Annotated in this window: 11 protein-coding genes and 1 pseudogene; 9 read left to right on the top strand and 3 right to left on the bottom strand. The window is 58.9% G+C overall.

The features are described from left to right. Positions 1–89: 89 nt before the first annotated feature. Entirely contained in the window at positions 90–1,193 is a 1,104-nt protein-coding gene (locus EOL86_06030) for an HDOD domain-containing protein (GenBank protein ID NCD25132.1), read from the bottom strand. A gap of 228 nt (positions 1,194–1,421) precedes the next feature. On the opposite strand from EOL86_06030, the gene argB reads away from it, so the two are divergent. Continuing rightward, positions 1,422–2,303, top strand: a complete 882-nt coding sequence (gene argB / locus EOL86_06025; protein NCD25131.1) for an acetylglutamate kinase — start codon at positions 1,422–1,424, stop codon at positions 2,301–2,303. Between the two features lie 59 nt (positions 2,304–2,362). Here argB and EOL86_06020 read toward each other — a convergent pair whose 3' ends face one another. Beyond that, positions 2,363–3,223 (bottom strand): paraslipin, encoded by an 861-nt coding sequence (locus EOL86_06020; GenBank protein NCD25130.1) that lies wholly within the window; start codon positions 3,221–3,223, stop codon positions 2,363–2,365. 17 nt (positions 3,224–3,240) lie between these two features. Continuing rightward, positions 3,241–3,696: an NfeD family protein gene (locus tag EOL86_06015; protein NCD25129.1), complete on the bottom strand. Its 456-nt coding sequence runs from the start codon at positions 3,694–3,696 to the stop codon at positions 3,241–3,243. Positions 3,697–4,061: 365 nt separating this feature from the next. On the opposite strand from EOL86_06015, the gene EOL86_06010 reads away from it, so the two are divergent. The 8 genes and pseudogenes from EOL86_06010 to EOL86_05975 all read left to right on the top strand — a co-directional run. Further along, positions 4,062–4,364 (top strand): anti-sigma factor antagonist, encoded by a 303-nt coding sequence (locus tag EOL86_06010; GenBank protein NCD25128.1) that lies wholly within the window; start codon positions 4,062–4,064, stop codon positions 4,362–4,364. A gap of 49 nt (positions 4,365–4,413) precedes the next feature. After that, positions 4,414–7,629, top strand: coding sequence for a hybrid sensor histidine kinase/response regulator (locus EOL86_06005; GenBank protein ID NCD25127.1), 3,216 nt, complete (start codon positions 4,414–4,416; stop codon positions 7,627–7,629). A gap of 11 nt (positions 7,630–7,640) precedes the next feature. Beyond that, positions 7,641–8,096, top strand: coding sequence for a purine-binding chemotaxis protein CheW (locus EOL86_06000; protein NCD25126.1), 456 nt, complete (start codon positions 7,641–7,643; stop codon positions 8,094–8,096). A 215-nt stretch (positions 8,097–8,311) separates the two neighbouring features. After that, positions 8,312–9,382 carry a chemotaxis response regulator protein-glutamate methylesterase gene (locus EOL86_05995; GenBank protein ID NCD25125.1) on the top strand — a complete coding sequence of 357 codons (1,071 nt, stop codon included), beginning with the start codon at positions 8,312–8,314 and terminating at the stop codon, positions 9,380–9,382. A gap of 29 nt (positions 9,383–9,411) precedes the next feature. Continuing rightward, positions 9,412–10,242, top strand: a pseudogene (locus tag EOL86_05990) (protein-glutamate O-methyltransferase CheR). A gap of 438 nt (positions 10,243–10,680) precedes the next feature. Next, on the top strand, positions 10,681–11,505 hold the full coding sequence (locus EOL86_05985) for a biotin--[acetyl-CoA-carboxylase] ligase (protein ID NCD25124.1): 825 nt from the start codon (positions 10,681–10,683) through the stop codon (positions 11,503–11,505). A gap of 34 nt (positions 11,506–11,539) precedes the next feature. Then, positions 11,540–15,229 (top strand): pyruvate carboxylase, encoded by a 3,690-nt coding sequence (locus tag EOL86_05980; protein ID NCD25123.1) that lies wholly within the window; start codon positions 11,540–11,542, stop codon positions 15,227–15,229. Between the two features lie 237 nt (positions 15,230–15,466). Continuing rightward, positions 15,467–17,133: phosphoenolpyruvate synthase (locus EOL86_05975; protein NCD25122.1), on the top strand; the 1,667-nt coding region annotated here is incomplete at its 3' end.

The following is a 17,133-nucleotide window of genomic DNA, read 5'->3' as shown; positions in this document are numbered from 1 at the left end:
TGCCCGTCATTCCGCGTCTGCGTCTGACGGACAAGGGCGTGGTCGATGTGGACGCGTTCGCGGTGGTGCCCCTGGCCGAGGCGTAAACGTCAGCCGAGCGAGCCGCGCACGACGCGAACGCTGGTCAGGACGTCATTGGCCAGCCCCGGATCGAGCAGGAGTTTCTGGGCTTCGCGCTTGGACAAAATTTCCTGATAGCTGGGTTCGAGTTGTTCCAGGTGTTCCGGATTGGCGTTTGGATTTCCGTCCGGGGTGATGAGCTTGGCGATCTGGTTGGCCAGAAAAAGAATGGTCATGCTTTTGGCTTGTTCCGCGTTGCACTGTAATTGCTGCACGGGAAGAATCGATGGCTGGTGATGGTTTTCGATCAGAAAAAGCAGTTGTTCCGGAAAGCGGCCATTTTCGGCGATGATTTTTCCGGCATAGAGATGCGTGGCCGCGAGCAAGGCATGCTCCTCACGGATGGTCGGGGGGTAGTCCTGCCAGGTTTCGGGAAGCATGAGGGACAGGACGAGCTTGCCGACGTCGTGCATGAGGCCGGCGGTGTACATGGTGCCGCTGTCCAGGCCGCGTTGGGTCTTGGCCATGTGCGAGGCCAGGATGGCCGTGGTGTTCATGTGTTGCCAGATGTGCATGAACATGCGGCGCTGCCGGGCGCTGGTGTAGAGTTTTTGCGGAAGAAGCCCAAGGGAAATGAGGTTTTTGAGATTGTTCACGCCCAGAATCGTCACCGCCGTGTGCACGGATTTGACCCCGCTGGCCAGATAGAAGAGAGGGGAGTTGACTGTTTTGAGAACACGCGCGGTCAGGACGGGGTCGTGCGTGACGAGGTCGCCGATTTCTTTCAGACTGGTGTTTGGATTGTCCAAGGCCGCCAGGGAAGAATGGAGCGACCCTATTTTTTCAAAAGAGTGCATGAGGGAAAGAACATGGGCGGCGGCGATCGCGGACGGTTTTTCAAGGGCCCGGTGGGATTGCCGGATGGCCGAGGACGGTTGGCCGGCGTAGATGTGCTCCAGGGCGGGTAAAAGAAATGGCTCCCAGTCCGGGGAGAGGTGGCCCTGATCGGGTGCGGTCCGCCGCGAGGTGGTCTCCCTCGGCTTTGGCTGGGATGTGATTTCGTGTCCGTGGCAATACAGGGAGGCAACCAGCCCCAACGCGCCCAATGCCACGGCACCAAGAAAGAAGAGCATGCCGACTCCTGGAAAATATGATTTTAGAATCGATTTTATGGACCATGTGGGCTATGCGCAATACTTTTCACGCCATGCATACGCTGGGCTGGTTTTCTGACTTGCGGTTAAAACCCGCCTGTCTTTTTTTCAAAACTCGGCCCATCGCGGGCGTATTCACGATTCCCGCCTTTGTTGCGCGAGGATGTTCCTCCGCGATATGTTCTTTAACCCCATGAGAGGAAAGTCATGAATCAAGAAGCCTTCAAGGCCTCGGTTCTGCTTGAGGCGCTCCCGTATATTCGCGAATTTTATGGACAGACGGTGGTTATCAAATATGGCGGTCACGCCATGAAGGATGAAGCCTTGCGCCGTGGGTTTGCCCTGAACATTCAGTTGTTGCGATACATCGGCGTCAATCCGGTCATCGTGCATGGCGGCGGGCCGCAGATCGGCAACATGCTCAAGCAACTCGGCATCACGTCGGAATTTCGTCAGGGACTGCGCGTGACCGACGACGCGACCATGGATGTGGTTGAAATGGTCCTGGTGGGCAAGGTCAATAAGGAAATCGTCAACCTAATCAACGTCCAGGGCGGCAAGGCCGTGGGCCTGTCCGGCAAGGACGGCCGTTTGATCCGCGCCCAGAAATTGGAAATGGCCGTGGAGCGCGCCGACGCCGCGCCCGAGATCATTGATCTGGGCAAGGTCGGCGAAGTCGTGGCCGTGGACACCAAGCTCATCGACTCCCTGCAAGGCGCGGGGTTTGTGCCGGTCATCGCGCCCGTGGGCGTGGACGACGAGGGCAATACGTACAACATCAACGCCGATTCCGTGGCCAGCGCCGTGGCCGTGGCCGTGGGCGCCAAGAAGCTTATCCTGCTCACGGACGTGCCCGGAGTCCTGGACAAGGAAGGCGGGCTCATTTCCTCCATGACCCTGCACCAGGCCGTGCACGCCCTGGAACAGGGCGTGGTCACGGGCGGCATGATTCCCAAGATCAAGTGTTGCCTGGAGGCCGTGGACGGAGGCGTGGGCAAGGCCCATATCCTCGATGGCCGGGTGGAGAATGTGATTTTGCTGGAAATGTTCACCCAGGGCGGCGTGGGTTCGGAAATCACCAGCAAGTGAGACCCGGGCAGCATGGGGTGGATCTGGAAAAGGGCCACCCCATGCCGAGATGGTTTTGGCTATTTTCCCAGCGTGCCCATGATGCCGCGCACGGCGGCGGGAAGGTCGGCGGGCAGGACCACGATCTTGGAATTGTTGCCCTCGGCGAGTTTGCGCATGGCGTCGACATAGCGCTGCCCCAGGAGAAAAACCAAGGGGAGCTCCCCTTCCTTGGCCGCCACGGCCACCTTTTCGATGGCGGCCCGGTCGGCCTCGGCCAGAACGACCTTGGCCTGGGCGTCGCGCTTGGAGGCTTCGAGACGACCATCGGCCTGGAGAATAGCCGCAGATTTTTCTCCCTCGGCGCGGGTGACCGTGGCCCGGCGGGCACGTTCGGCGGCGGCCTGCTCCTCCATGGCCCGCTGCATGGTCTCGGAGGGGTTGATGTCCTGGATTTCCACGGTTTTGAGCATGATGCCCCAATCCGAAATGTCGTCGGAGATGGCTTCCTTGAGTTTGGACTTGATCATGTCGCGGGAGGACAGGGCGTCGTCCAGATCCATTTCGCCGACAATGGATCTGAGGGAGGTTTGGACCAGGGTTTGGATGGCGATACGGTAATCCTCGACGCCATAGACCGCCTTTTCCGGCGAGACGATGTTGATGTAGGCCACGGCGTTGGTGATGATGACCGCGTTGTCGCGGGTGATGACGTCCTGGGAAGGGATGTCCAGGACAATGTCCTTGGTGGTCACCTTGTAGGCCACGGTGTCCATGTAGGGGATGATGATGTTCAGGCCGGGGCTCAGGGTGGTGTGGTATTTGCCCAGGCGTTGCACCACGAATTTATACCCTTGGGGTACCAGTCGCACGCCCATGGAAATAGTGACGATGACCAGGAAAAGCAGGAAAATGACGACGGTGAGTCCTGGGGTGAACATGGTTTTCTCCTTGCGATCTATTTGTTGGGTTTTGGAGCGACGACCAAAGTGTTGCCGGAAACATCCCGGATTTGCACGCGATCTCCAATGTGGACCGGCTCGTCGCAGATGAAGGACCATTCGTCCGAACCGAGCAGGGGCTTGGAAAAACGCACCATGCCGCGCAGTTCTCCGTTCGGGGCGCGGATGACCTGTCCGGTCTCGCCCAGCAGGGCCTCCCGCGACATGCCGGCCCGGGTTTTGTCCACCATGCGCGGTTTCATGACCACGAACCAAAAGGCGGTGAGCAGGGCCGAAAACAAGGCCCAGAGCAAAAGCTGCGCGGTCAGGGTCAGGCCGGGCAGAATCCAGAGCAACCCGCCCACCAAGGCCGCGCCAAGGCCGAACCAGAAAATGGTGAAGCTGGGGATGAAGACCTCGGCGATGATCAGGACCATGCCGAATACCAACCAATGCCAATACTGTGGGCCCATGAAAACTCCTTGGAGCGCGTTTGTGCCGTTTGTGCCGTTTTGGAAGCACTATCAGCGTCTTGACCGGTTATCCAGCGCCAGCTTTTTTGCCTTTCCTGGTGCTGGTGTCATCCCGCGGGTAGGCGCTTGGTGACGGATTGGTTTTCGGCGTATATCATGCCCATGAAGTAGGGAATAGAACGAGGCGTGATACAAGGAAAAATTCGCGCATTATGGCCACGACCGGCTCAAAGTGATTGGCCACGCCGCGCTAAAAACTGGTAACAAGCGGTCTTTGTTGCAAAATTACGCAGCTGGTGTAGGTTGTAATCAGACCATGCAGTGTGTAGTGCGAGACATCGAGATTTTCACAGGAGACACCATTTATGTCCGAAATACAGCAAGAAGGGAACGCGATTATTGTCAGGCCGGGCCAGGATATCGTTTCGACCATGGTGCCGGGGTTCAAGCAGGAACTGGCGGACGTGTTGGCCAGGGAACCTCGCGAGATTCGTCTGGACATGGCCGGCGTGGAGATGATGGATTCGATTGGCATCGGTTTGCTCATCGCCATCCACAACTCGATGCGCAAGAACGGGGGCAAGCTCGTGGTATTGAATTCCACCGACAATATATCCAAGCTGTTCCGATCCATGCGCCTTGACCAGCATTTTCAAATGAGCGAATGATTCGAAGGGTTTTTCGTCTCTGAATTGCAACCTACATGGAGTGTGCGAAATGATGATGGATGACGAAACTCTCCAAATGTACGTGGAGGAAGCCTCGGAACATCTCGGAGATATCGAAAACGACCTGCTCACGATTGAACAGGCTGGCGCCGACATTGACGAAGAGCTGGTGAACAAGGTTTTTCGCGCCGCGCATTCCATCAAGGGTGGAGCCGGATTTCTGGGCCTGACCAAGATCAAGGATTTGGGGCACAAGATCGAGAATGTTCTGGACATGATCCGTAACCGGGAATTGGTTCCGGAGCCGGAGGTGGTCAACATCGTCCTGCTGGCCTTCGACAAGCTGCGCGACATGATCCTCAACGTGGCCGAGAGCAACGACGCGTTTATCGACGACCATATCACGGCGCTGACCGGGGTCACCTCGGCCAACCTGCGCCCGGCGGAAAAAAGCTCCGTGGATCGCACGGTGGACATCCGGACCACAAGCGGACGGACCGTGTTCACGGTCCCGGAATTTGATCTGCTCCAAAACCGCAAGGGCGGGAAAAACTTGTACCTCCTGGAGTTCGATCTCATCCACGATGTCCACGGCAAGAACAAGAATCCGCTCGAACTGCTCAGGAACATGGAAGCCAGCGGCGTGGTGCTTGATTTGAAAGTGGACATGGACGCCGTGGGCACTCTCGAGGACGGGATTTTTTCCAACCGCATTCCGTTTTTCGTGTTGTTTGGGTCCATCATCGAAGAGGACATCATGCCGGCCCTCATCGATCTGGACAGCGAGTTCATCACGCCATTGCGGATCGACCCTCCCACGGCCATCGATGTCGAGGACGCTCCTGATTTCGCCCGGGAACTCCTGGCCTCGACGCCGGAGGCTCCGAACGAGGATCGTACCGACGCCTTGGTGTCCGAGCTTTTGAGCGGCGTGGCCATGACCGCGACCGAAACGCCGCCGGCCGGGGATGCAAACGTTGGGCGTTCCGAGCCCATTGCCGCCTCGGGGTCCAAGCCGGAGCCGACGCCGGAACCCCGGCCCAAGGCGGTCACGCCCCGGAAATCCGAGCCCGGGGACGACGACGTTTCGCCCAAGGTCGAAACCAAGGCGGCCAAGACGAGTCTGTCCCAGCCCGAAACCCTGCGCGTCCATGTCAGTTTGCTGGAAGATTTGATGAATCTGGCCGGCGAGCTGGTATTGAGCCGCAACCAGCTCATGCAGGCCATTTCCTCCAATGCCATCCATCAAATCGAGGTCGCGGGCCAGCGGATCGATCTGGTCACTTCGGAATTGCAGGAAACGATCATGCTCACCCGCATGCAGACAGTGGGCAATATTTTCAATAAATTTCCTCGTGTGGTCCGGGATTTGGCGCGGAATTTGGGCAAGGAAATCGATCTGCAACTGGAAGGCAACGATGTCGAGCTGGACAAGACCATCATCGAGGGGCTGGGCGACCCCCTGACCCATCTGGTGCGCAACTCGGCCGATCACGGCATCGAATTGCCGGATGTGCGTGCCGCCGCTGGCAAGCCCTCGACCGGCACCATCATTCTCAAGGCCTACCATGAAGCCGGTCAGGTCATCATCGAGATCGTCGACGACGGTCAGGGACTGAATACGGACAAAATCGTGGACAAGGCCCTGTCCAAGGGGCTCATCACCCAGGACCAAGCCAAGGGCATGACCGACAAGGATCGGGCCAATCTGATTTTTCTGCCAGGCCTGTCCACCGCCGACAAGGTGACCGACGTTTCCGGACGCGGCGTGGGCATGGACGTGGTCAAGTCCAATCTGGACCAGCTTGGCGGTCAGGTCGACATTGAAACCGCCCGTGGCAAGGGCACGACCATCCGTATCAAGCTGCCCCTGACCCTGGCCATCATTCCGAGTTTGCTTGTTTCCGTGAGCGAGGAGCGTTTCGCCATTCCCCAGGTCAACGTGGACGAATTGTTGCGCATTCCCGTGGCGCAGATTCGGGAGCGGCTTGAAATGGTCGGGGACGCCGAAGTGCTGCTGCTGCGTGGCGAATTGATTCCGCTGGTGTACCTGACCAAGGTCTTGGGGCTGGGCGTCGAGTCCGGATCGACGTCGGAATTGGTATCCAGGTATCTGCGCGAGGACATTGCCTCCGACCAGATCGAGGGAGGCTTGGCGGATGTGAATCTGGTCGTGGTTTCCGCCGGCCAGTTCAGGTATGGCCTAGTGGTGGATCAGTTGCATGATTCGGTGGAGATCGTGGTCAAGCCCCTGGGCCGGCATTTCAAGGATTGCCAGGGCTATGCCGGGGCGACCATCATGGGCGACGGGCATGTGGCCCTCATCCTTGACGTTGCCGGGTTGGGGCGGTTGGGCGACTTGAGCGCCACCGCGACGCGGGAACGCGCGGTCCAGGTGCCCAAGGATGCCGAGACCACGGCTACCCAGGACAAGCATTCCTTGTTCATGTTCCGGAACACCCCGCACGAGCATTGCGCCGTGCCCCTTGATCTGGTGGCGCGGGTCGAACTCATCGACGCCCAGGAGATCGAGGAAGTCGGTGGCCGGCGGGTCATCAAATACCGGGGCGGAACCCTGCCCGTTTTTTCCCTGGATCAGGCCACCAACGTCGCCATGCTCGAATTGACCGGCGAGCTGGTTGTCATTGTCTTTGTCATGGCCGGACACGAGATCGGCCTGCTGGCCACTCCGCCCGTGGACGCGGTGGAAGTGCGGGTGTCCATCGACACCTTCACCCTGAAGCAGCCGGGCATTTCGGGTTCGGCGGTCATCAATGGGAGCACCACGCTGATCGTGGATATATTCGAGCTGATCGAAACCGTGCAGCCGGAATGGTTCGCCACCCGTGGCGGCATTGAAATTCCCGATGACGCCGGTGATGTGGGCGTGCCGCATCTGCTTCTGGTCGAGGATTCGGATTTTTTCCGCAATCAGGTCAAGAAATTCATCGAGGATGACGGGTACACGGTGGAAGTCGCCGCCGACGGTGTCCTGGCCTGGGAGATGCTCGACGCCGATCCGGACCGCTTCGACCTGATCGTGACCGACATCGAAATGCCCAACATGGATGGCTTCGAGCTGTCCCGGCTTGTGCGTCAGGATGGACGTTTCGTGCATACACCCATCGTGGCCCTGACCTCCCTGGCCGGGGACGAGGACGTGGCCAAGGGCAAGGCAGTGGGGATCGACGAGTACCAGATCAAGCTGGATAAGGAACGTCTGCTGCAAACCATTTACGACTGTCTGCAACGCTACGCGAGCTAGGGGAGAATGCGATGAAGCCAAACGCCACGGATAAAAAAGGCCCTGTGCAGCTGTCGTGTTTTTTTGTTGGATCGGCACTGTGCGGAATCGACATCAATGTCATCCAGGAAATGAACAAGCAGATGGAGATGACCAAGGTTCCCCAGGCCCCGGAATATGTTCTTGGGATCATGAACCTGCGCGGCCGGATCGTGACCATCATCGATCTGGGACGAAAATTGGGCCTGGCGCCGTCGAAAATGACCGAAAACAGCCGTATTATCATTGTCAATTCCAGGGATGAAAACATTGGATTGCTGGTGGACAGGATCACGGACGTGGTCACGGCCAAGTGGGAAGAGGTGGAGCCCACGCCATCCAATATCAAGGGCGTCAAGGGCAAGTATTTCCAGGGTGTGTTCAAGGCGGCCAAGGATTTGGTCGCCATCCTCGATGTCGAGGAAGTGCTGGCCGACGATTCCCTGTAGTCAGGGGCGCTGGCCCGAGCGCCACGGGTTGGCCCCGACTGCCGTGGCAAAACCGGGAGCGAGGGGCCGACTTGCCGCATTGGTGGCTATTGTCGCTCGGCGTGGGTCTGGCGGGAGAGCGGCAAGGCCGACGGGATCGTTTTTGAAACTCGCGCCGCGTTGATTGAAATAGGCGCAAGCCGTCGCGTCCAGGTTACGCGGCGTTTGGAGAACAGATGAATCTTCGTGTTTTGGTTGTCGATGACACGATCATGTACCGCAAGGTCGTGGGGGACATTTTAGCCGCCATCCCCGGAGTGGATGTCGTGGGCACGGCCAACAATGGCAAGATAGCCTTGAGTCGGATGGCCACGCTGAAACCGGATTTGATCACCCTGGACGTCGAAATGCCCATCATGAACGGGTTGGAGACACTGGAGGCGATGCAGAAGGAGTACCCCGACATCGGTGTGATCATGTTGTCCACATTGACCAAGCGCGGCAGCGACATCACCATGAAGGCGTTGGAGCTGGGGGCCTTTGATTTTATCGCCAAGCCGGACGCGGAGGCCAAACAGGAAAACGTGCAGTACCTGCGGAATGCGCTTTTGCCCAGGATCAAGGCCTTCGAAAAGCGGTTGGAGCTCAAGACCCTGTTGCGCCAACGCTCGCGGGTGGCCGCGACCGCGCCGCCCGTGAAGCCCGCTCCGGCCATCGCGCCGTCCCGCCGGACCGGCAAGTCCAAGGCCGTGGCCATTGGAATTTCCACGGGCGGTCCCAATGCCCTGGCCACCATGCTGCCCAAACTGCCCAGGCTTGGGGTGCCCATCTTCGTGGTTCAACACATGCCGCCGTTGTTCACGAAATCCTTGGCCGAGAGCCTCAACGCCAAGTGCCAGTACGAGGTCTGTGAAGCCGAACACAACGAAGCGGTGCTGCCCGATGTGATTTACATCGCGCCCGGCGGCAAGCAGATGAAGGTTGCGTCCGGAGTGGGCGGCAATAAGATCATTCAGATTACCGACGATCCACCCGAAAACAACTGCAAGCCGGCCGCTGATTATATGTTCCGGTCCGTGGCCCGGGAGTACGGAGCGTTGAGCACCGGCGTGATCATGACTGGAATGGGCGGCGATGGCGCCCTTGGGTTGCGTGTCCTGAAGAGCTTTGGGGCCGTCACCATCGGTCAGGACGAGGAATCATGCGTGGTTTATGGCATGCCCAAGACCGCCATCGAGGCCGGGGTGGTCGACGTGATCAGTCCGCTGGGGATGATTGCCTCGGAGATCGTCCGCACGGTGCGGTAGGCCTAACCCCCAAACCCACGGACGGCAGCATGAGTTCCATTTCCGCGGACGAGATCAGGGTCCTTACCCAGTATATCCATTCCATTTCTGGAGTCTCCCTGGATGCCAGCAAGGCCTATTTGCTGGAAACCAGGCTTAAGCACCTGATGCAGAAGCATGGCTGTGCCACCTATCTGGATCTGCATGCCACGGCCAAGGCCGACCGTGGCGGTAATGTGGAAAAGGAAATCATCGATGCCATCACCACCAACGAGACGCTTTTTTTCCGCGACGCCACGCCTTTTGAAGTTTTCAAGCACAAGATTCTGCCGGACCTCATCGACGCCAGGTCCAAGGCGTTTCCAGGACGGCCCGTGCCCCTGCGTATCTGGAGCGCGGCGTGTTCCACCGGCCAGGAGGTCTACAGCATCGCCATCGCGTTGCGCGAGGCCCTGGGAAATTTGAACGGGTACCAGATCTCCATCCTGGGCACAGATATTTCCGATGATGCCGTGTCCAAGGCCAGTAACGGGAAGTACAATAAATTCGAAATCGAGCGCGGGTTGCCCGCGTCCGTCCTGAACAGATATTTTCTTTCCACGGGGGATGGGTGGCGGATCAAGGATGAACTCCGGGCCATGGCCATGTTCAAGAAGTTTAATCTGATGAAGTCTTTTGCCGGATTGGGCAAATTCGATGTGGTTTTTTGTCGCAATGTGGCCATCTATTTCACGCCGGCGGACAAGAAAATGGTTTTTGAAAAAATCGCCGGCGTGTTGGAAGCGGATGGAACACTGATCATCGGGTCCACCGAATCCTTGACCGGAGTCACCGGGGCGTTCGAACCCAAGCGCTATCTTCGGTCCATTTTTTATCAGCCGGTGAGTGGCGGGAGGCCGGCCCAGGCGCCAGCCCCCAGCCCGGTTGCCGCTGTCCGTCCCGTGACCGGGACCCCGTCCATTCCCCGGCCTCCGGCCCCGCCCGTTCCCAGACCAAGCCTGGCTCTTTCCCGTCCCAGCCCGGCACCCGCGCCGCCCGGGGTGGCTTCCCCGCCTCCGATTTCCACTGCAAACGTCACAGCAGAGGCGCGCACCGCCGCGTTGACCACGCCGCCGCTGGCGTCGCCAGTGCCGGAATACGAACCCGCCGCCGAAATTTCGGAGCAACCCGTCCAAGCTGTCCGATCACCGAGGCCCACTGCACCCCGTCCCGCTGTTCGGACTTCCGGTCCTTCGCACGCGGGCGACAAATCCGCGCTCAAGCGTCTCCTGCTGCAAAAAAAGCAGGCGGCCAAGGCCTGACCGGCCAGGAAACGATGCATGCCCATTTTATGGACTCCCGAAATTCCGGGGATGGCCGAAGCGCTGTCCCCATCGGATTCAACCCTGCTCGCGGCCGGAAAACCAATTCCGGAAAGCGAGCCCCCGGAGCGGGTGCATGTCCTTGGCCCGTGTTCGTCCGTTCTCGACGTGGCCGCGCATTTGGCCGGCCGGGATGTTCTTGGCCCCTGGGACTCCGTTTTGGCCGTGCGGCAGTGGGCCGGGCGGGGACAGTTGCGTCGGACGTGGATATCCGAGCCCGGCAACCTGTTCGCGGCCTGGCGCCTTCCCATGCCGCCCGCGCCGTGGCAGGGTTTGCTTCCGGTGCTGATGGGGTGGCTGCTGTGCCGTGGGCTTGGGGAAATGGGCGCGGATTTGCGCCTCAAATGGCCCAACGATGTGCTCATGGACGGACGCAAGGTCGGCGGGATACTGATCGAAGAGCGGGGCGAGGTGCTTCTGGCCGGGATTGGGCTCAATTTGACATCGTGCCCGGAAGACGCCGATCTGCGGGCGGATCGGGCCTGTCCGGCGGGAGCCCTGGGCGGTCTGTTGGGAAAACCGTCCATTCTCGGGCTCTGGTTGCGGCTTGTGCATTTCGGACGCCTCCGATATAACGCCATACTTTCTGCTTCAACCCCTCTGGAGTTTTCCCAGTCAATCGAGCCCATGTTAGCCTACCTCGGAAGCGTGGTTTTTATTACCGACAATCGATCATCGGTTCGTGGCGTGCTCTCGGGCATCGACCCGGACGGAGGTCTTGTCCTGCGCACGGACGGCGTAACCCGGACTTTGCACTGCGGATCATTGACGCCCGAGGATTAACCCAGGGTTACACATAACGCGCACGGAGAAATACATGTCGCAGACACCTTGTAATTTTGAGGCGGTTGCCAAGGAAATCCGGGGCAAGAGGATTCTTGTCGCCAACCGGGGCATCCCGGCCAGACGTATTGTCCGGTCCATCAAAGAAGTGTTTCAGGCCGTTCCCATGATCACGGCCACGGACGTGGACAAGACGGCTCCCTTTACCTCTGGCGCCCAGGAGCTTTTACATCTTGGGGACAACCCACGGGCGTACCTGGATATCGACAAGGTCATCGCCAAGGCCAAGGCCAGGGGGGTGGCCGCCATCCATCCTGGTTGGGGATTCGCGTCCGAGGACGACTCGTTTCCGACCAAGTGCGCCGACGCGGGCATTGTCTTTATCGGACCCACTTCCGAGGCCATGCGGCTTTTGGGCAACAAGGTCCAGGTCCGTATCCTGGCCCAGAAGCTTGGCATCCCGGTGGTGCCCGGTTCCGAAGGCGCGGTTTCGGTGGAGGAAGCCAAGAAGGTCGCGGCCGAGATCGGGTTGCCGGTCATGCTCAAGGCCGAGGGCGGTGGTGGCGGCCGGGGAATTTACGAAGTGTTCAGCGAGGACCAGCTGGCCGATGCCTTCGTCAAGGCCTCGACCCTGGCCCAGGCTTCCTTTGGCAATCCGCGTTTGTACGTGGAGCGGCTGTTGACCTCCGTGCGTCACATCGAGATCCAGGTCATCGCGGATAAATACGGCAATGTCTTCGCCTTTGACGAACGGGATTGCACCGTGCAGCGCAATCATCAGAAACTGGTGGAAATCACGCCTTCGCCCTGGCCCGGCATGACCGAGACCCTGCGGGAAAAGCTCAAGGAGTATTCGCGTCAGCTGGTCGCCGAGGTGGGCTATCATTCGTTGTGCACGGTGGAATTTTTGGTTGACGGGTCGGGAACGCCGTATCTGATCGAAGTCAATACCCGGCTGCAGGTGGAGCACGGTATCACCGAATGTCGCTATGGCATCGACCTGGTCGAGGAGCAGATCGCCGTCGCCTTCGGAGCCAAGCTCCGTTTGTCCGACACGTTGAACAAGCCCCAGAGCCATGCCATGCAGGTGCGTGTCAACTGCGAGGACCCGCAGCAGGGGTTCGCGCCCAATGCCGGCCGCATCACGCGCTATCTGTCTCCCGGCGGCCCCGGCGTGCGCGTGGATTCTTGCGTGTGCAGCGGCTATGAATTTCCTTCCCAATACGATTCGGCGGCTTCCCTGCTCATCGCCTATGGTCCGCAATGGGACAAAGTGCTCGGCATCATGGAACGGGCCCTGGGCGAATACATCATCGGCGGGGTCAAGACGACCATTCCGTTCCATCGCCAGATCATTGCTCATCCGCGATTCCGCAGTGGCGACTATGATACCAATTTTGTTGCCAACGCACCGGAATTGATGAATTACATGGACAAGGAGTCGGAGGCCGTGCGTTTGTCGCGTCTGATGGCCGAGATTTCCGCGCATGGCTATAATCCCTATGTGAAACTGGGTGAGTACCGGACCCGCGAGGACAAGCGCATGGGACAATTCCGGCCTTCCCTGCCCGCCATCGAGCCTGAGTATTACGAATACCCCTATCCGCGTGGGGATCGCGACGCGACCTTGGCCTATCTCCGCGATTCCGATCACGTTCATTTTTCGGACACCACCACCCGCGACATCACCCAGTCCAATTCCGGCAATCGGTTTCGTTTGGCCGAGGACCGGATCATTGGCCCCTATTTGGATAATTGTGGTTTTTTCTCCCTGGAAAATGGTGGCGGGGCTCATTTCCACGTGGCCATGCTCGCCAACATGACCTATCCTTTTTCCGAGGCGCGGGAATGGAATGAATTCGCGCCCAAAACCCTGAAACAGATCTTGATCCGGTCCACGAACGTGCTCGGCTACAAGCCCCAGCCGCGAAATAGCATGCGTCGGACCGGCGAAATGATCTGCGAGCACTACGATGTCATCCGCTGTTTCGACTTTCTGAATCATATTGAAAATATGCGCCCCTTCGCCGAAGTTGCATTGAATTCCCGGATCAATATCTGGGAACCGGCGATTTCGCTTTCCTGGGCCAAGGGGTTCGACGTTCCCCATTATCTGGGCGTGGTGCAGGAAATCATCGACATGACCGCCCAGGTGGCGGGATGTTCCAAAAAGAAGGCGGAGAAGTTGATCATTCTCGGCCTCAAGGACATGGCCGGAGTCTGTCCGCCGGTTTTCATGACCGAACTGGTTTCCTCCATCCGCGCGGCCTATCCGGATTTGGTGATTCACGCGCATCGTCATTACACGGATGGGCTGTTCGTTCCGGCCGTGGCGGCCGCGGCCAGGGCCGGGGCGCATATCGTGGACACGGCCATTGGCGCCTCGGTGCGCTGGTACGGGCAGGGCGAGGTTCTTTCCACTGCGGCCTACCTGGAGGAACTCGGGCTCAAGACCAACCTGAACAAGGAGATGATCCGGACCACGGGTTTTGTCCTCAAGCAGATCATGCCGTATTACGACCGGTACACGGCGCCGTATTTCCAGGGCATCGACTATGATGTCATCGAGCACGGCATGCCCGGCGGAGCGACCTCGTCGTCCCAGGAAGGGGCCATGAAGCAGGGGTATATTCACCTTTTGCCGTTCATGCTCAAGTTTTTGGCCGGTATTCGCAAGATCGTCCGCTACCATGATGTCACGCCCGGATCCCAGATCACCTGGAACACGGCCTTCTTGGCCGTGACCGGCGCCCACAAGCGCGGCGGCAAGCGCGGTCTGCGTAAACTGCTTTCGGTTTTGGACCAGGTGGTGACGTTGCCCGAGGACGCCTTGAGCGAGGAGATCAAGACCGAGCGCCTGAAAATTTATCAGGACGCCAATGACGCCTTCCGCGATTTGCTTCTGGGTAAGTTTGGCCGCCTGCCACTGGGCTTTCCCCCGGACTGGGTTTATGAGTCCGCCTTTGGCCCCGACTATCGCGAGGCCATTGCCCGGCGCACGGAGTGTTCCCCCTTGACCACGTTGCAGGACGTGGACGTCATCAAGGAGCAGCAGGGGCTGGCCGAACACATTGGCCGCGTTCCGTCCGAGGAAGAACTGATCATGTATCTCAATCATCCCGGCGATGCCTTGACCACCATCAAATTCGCGGCCAAATATGGTGACTGCAACCGGTTGCCCCTGCATGTTTGGTTCGAGGGACTGCGTGCTGGCGACGATATTATGTTCAAGGATTCCAGTGGAAAACATCATGTTTTGTCCATGAAGCATGTTTCGCGCCCCGATGACCATGGCATGAGCCTCGTGTCCTATGATCTGGATTCCGAGTCCTTTTCGCAGCAGGTCAAGGTCGCCGAGGTCTTGGGCAAGGACGACGTGGGCGTGGAGATGGCCGATTCCTCGGATCCCTATCAGGTGGGCTCTCCGTCCAGTGGCGATCTGTGGGTCATGCATGTCAAGCCTGGCGACATGGTCAAGAAAGGCGAGGAATTGTTTAACATTTCCATCATGAAACAGGAAAAATCGATCCTTTCTCCTCTGGATGGGATGGTCGAACGGGTGCTCAAGGTTGCCGACTACCAGGAGGACAAGAAAATGGTCCCCGTCAGGGAAGGCGAGCTTCTGGTCGTTCTTGTGCCGGCGCCTCGAAAGTGTCCGACGTGCGGAGCTCCGGTAACCAGGGAGGAATTCAAGTTCTGTCCTGGATGCGGCCAGAAGGTTTGATGTCGAATGGGTGGATTCACATGGAGTCCACCCATTTCACTTCGCCAAGTTGTCGCTTTTTTCATGCCGTATATGCACGGGCTTATTGACTGACTGCGTTTGGTCCATGTACCGCATGCGCAGTTTTGAGCTGGATGCCCATTCGGGACGATGAATCGCACGAGAGGAGGAGAAATAATGGCCGAGAGCGAGAAAAAGGGTTCCACCAAGAAAACAAATACTTCGGAAGAGGTCGCGGTGAATACAGCGCAGATTGAAAAGATTCAGAAACAGCTTGTTTTGACTGGCAAGGATATCGTGACCATTGGCGAGGACGCCGAGCTTTTGGTCGGCGGCAAGAATTACAACACTGCGATCATCAGCACCATCGAAGGCATTCGGGCACCACAATTTCGAGCCATCTCCTCCATCGCCTTCCATAAGCTTTTGGATGAAACCAAGGTCAACGCCGCGACCATCCGTTCGACGGTGGACAAGGCCTACGACAGCATGGATTGGAATGACCCCGAGATCAACAAGGACTCGGAATTTCTCCAGAAATTTGTCCGGCGCATTGCCCAGGAAGCCAAGGACTCGGCCAAGCGCCAGGATGGGACCCTGATCCGGTTGCGCACGTTCATTAATAACGTGGTCGAGGGCTTCGCGGTTTCTCCCGAGGGTATCGATCAGCTGCGCAAGCGTTCCGTCTTGGTCCAGGTGGCCATTTTGTCCGTGGATCTGCCCAAGGACGTGGCCGACGCGGTGCGCGGGGCGTATCTGGACATCTGCAAGGAAGCCGGTCTTGAAAACGAGCCCGTGGCGGTGCGTTCTTCAGCCGCCGGCGAGGATAGCCGCAAAAAGGCCTTTGCCGGTCTCCAGGACACCTATCTGAACATTGTGGGAGAAAATTACGTGGCCCAGGCGTATCATTGGGACTGCGCTTCGGCCTACAACCTGCGCTCCATGACTTATCGCCGCGAGGCTATTCTCGACGCCGTGGCCAAGGCCGAACAAACCGGTGACGACGCCATCGCGGTCAAGGCCAAGCAGGAATGGGCCATCGAGAACACGTCGTTGTCGGTGTGCATCATGCGCATGATCAACCCGGTCATTTCCGGCACGGCCTTTTCCGCCGACACGGCCACTGGCTGCCGGGGCACGATCCGCAAGGACTTGGTGTCCATCGACGCCAGTTACGGATTGGGCGAGGCCGTTGTCGGCGGTTTGGTGACTCCCGATAAATTTTATGTGTTCCAACGCGAGGATGGCCAGGAAGTGGTCATCCGATACATGGGGTGCAAGGACAAGCGCATTGTCTACAAGGAGTCCGGCCGAGGCACCAAGATCGAGACCGTTCCCGATGAAATGGCCTACCGTTGGTCCTTGTCCCTGGCCCAGGCCGAGTCCGTGGCCAAGGGCGTGCGCTGCATCAGCAAGGGATACGGCGGCATGATCATGGATTCCGAATTCTGCATCGATCAGTGGGATCGTCTCTGGTTCGTGCAGGCCCGGCCGGAAACCCGTTGGAACGAGGAACTGGAGCACCATCCGCACACGATTTTCATGCGCCGCAAGGAAGTGGACCCTGTTGCCGCCAAGGACGCCGAAGTGCTCCTGGAAGGCAATGGCGCGTCACGCGGAGCGGGTCAGGGCATGGTCCGCTATTTGCGGTCGGCCCTGGAGTTGAACAAGATCAGCAAGGGCAACGTCCTTGTCGCCGAACGCACCGACCCGGACATGGTACCAGGAATGCGCATCGCATCCGCGATCATGGCCGACGCCGGTGGAGACACCAGCCATGCGGCCATCACCTCGCGCGAGTTGGGGATTCCGGCGGTCATCGGTATCAAGCGTCCGGAGAAATTGCGCGCCCTGGACGGTCACGACGTGACCGTGGACGGCTCCCGGGGCAAGGTCTACCGGGG

It is taken from the genome of Deltaproteobacteria bacterium, assembly GCA_009930495.1.
GTDB lineage: Bacteria > Desulfobacterota > Desulfovibrionia > Desulfovibrionales > Desulfomicrobiaceae > Desulfomicrobium.
The sequence above is the reverse complement of the archived record's forward strand: the minus strand, read 5'-3'. Positions and strand labels throughout refer to the sequence as shown.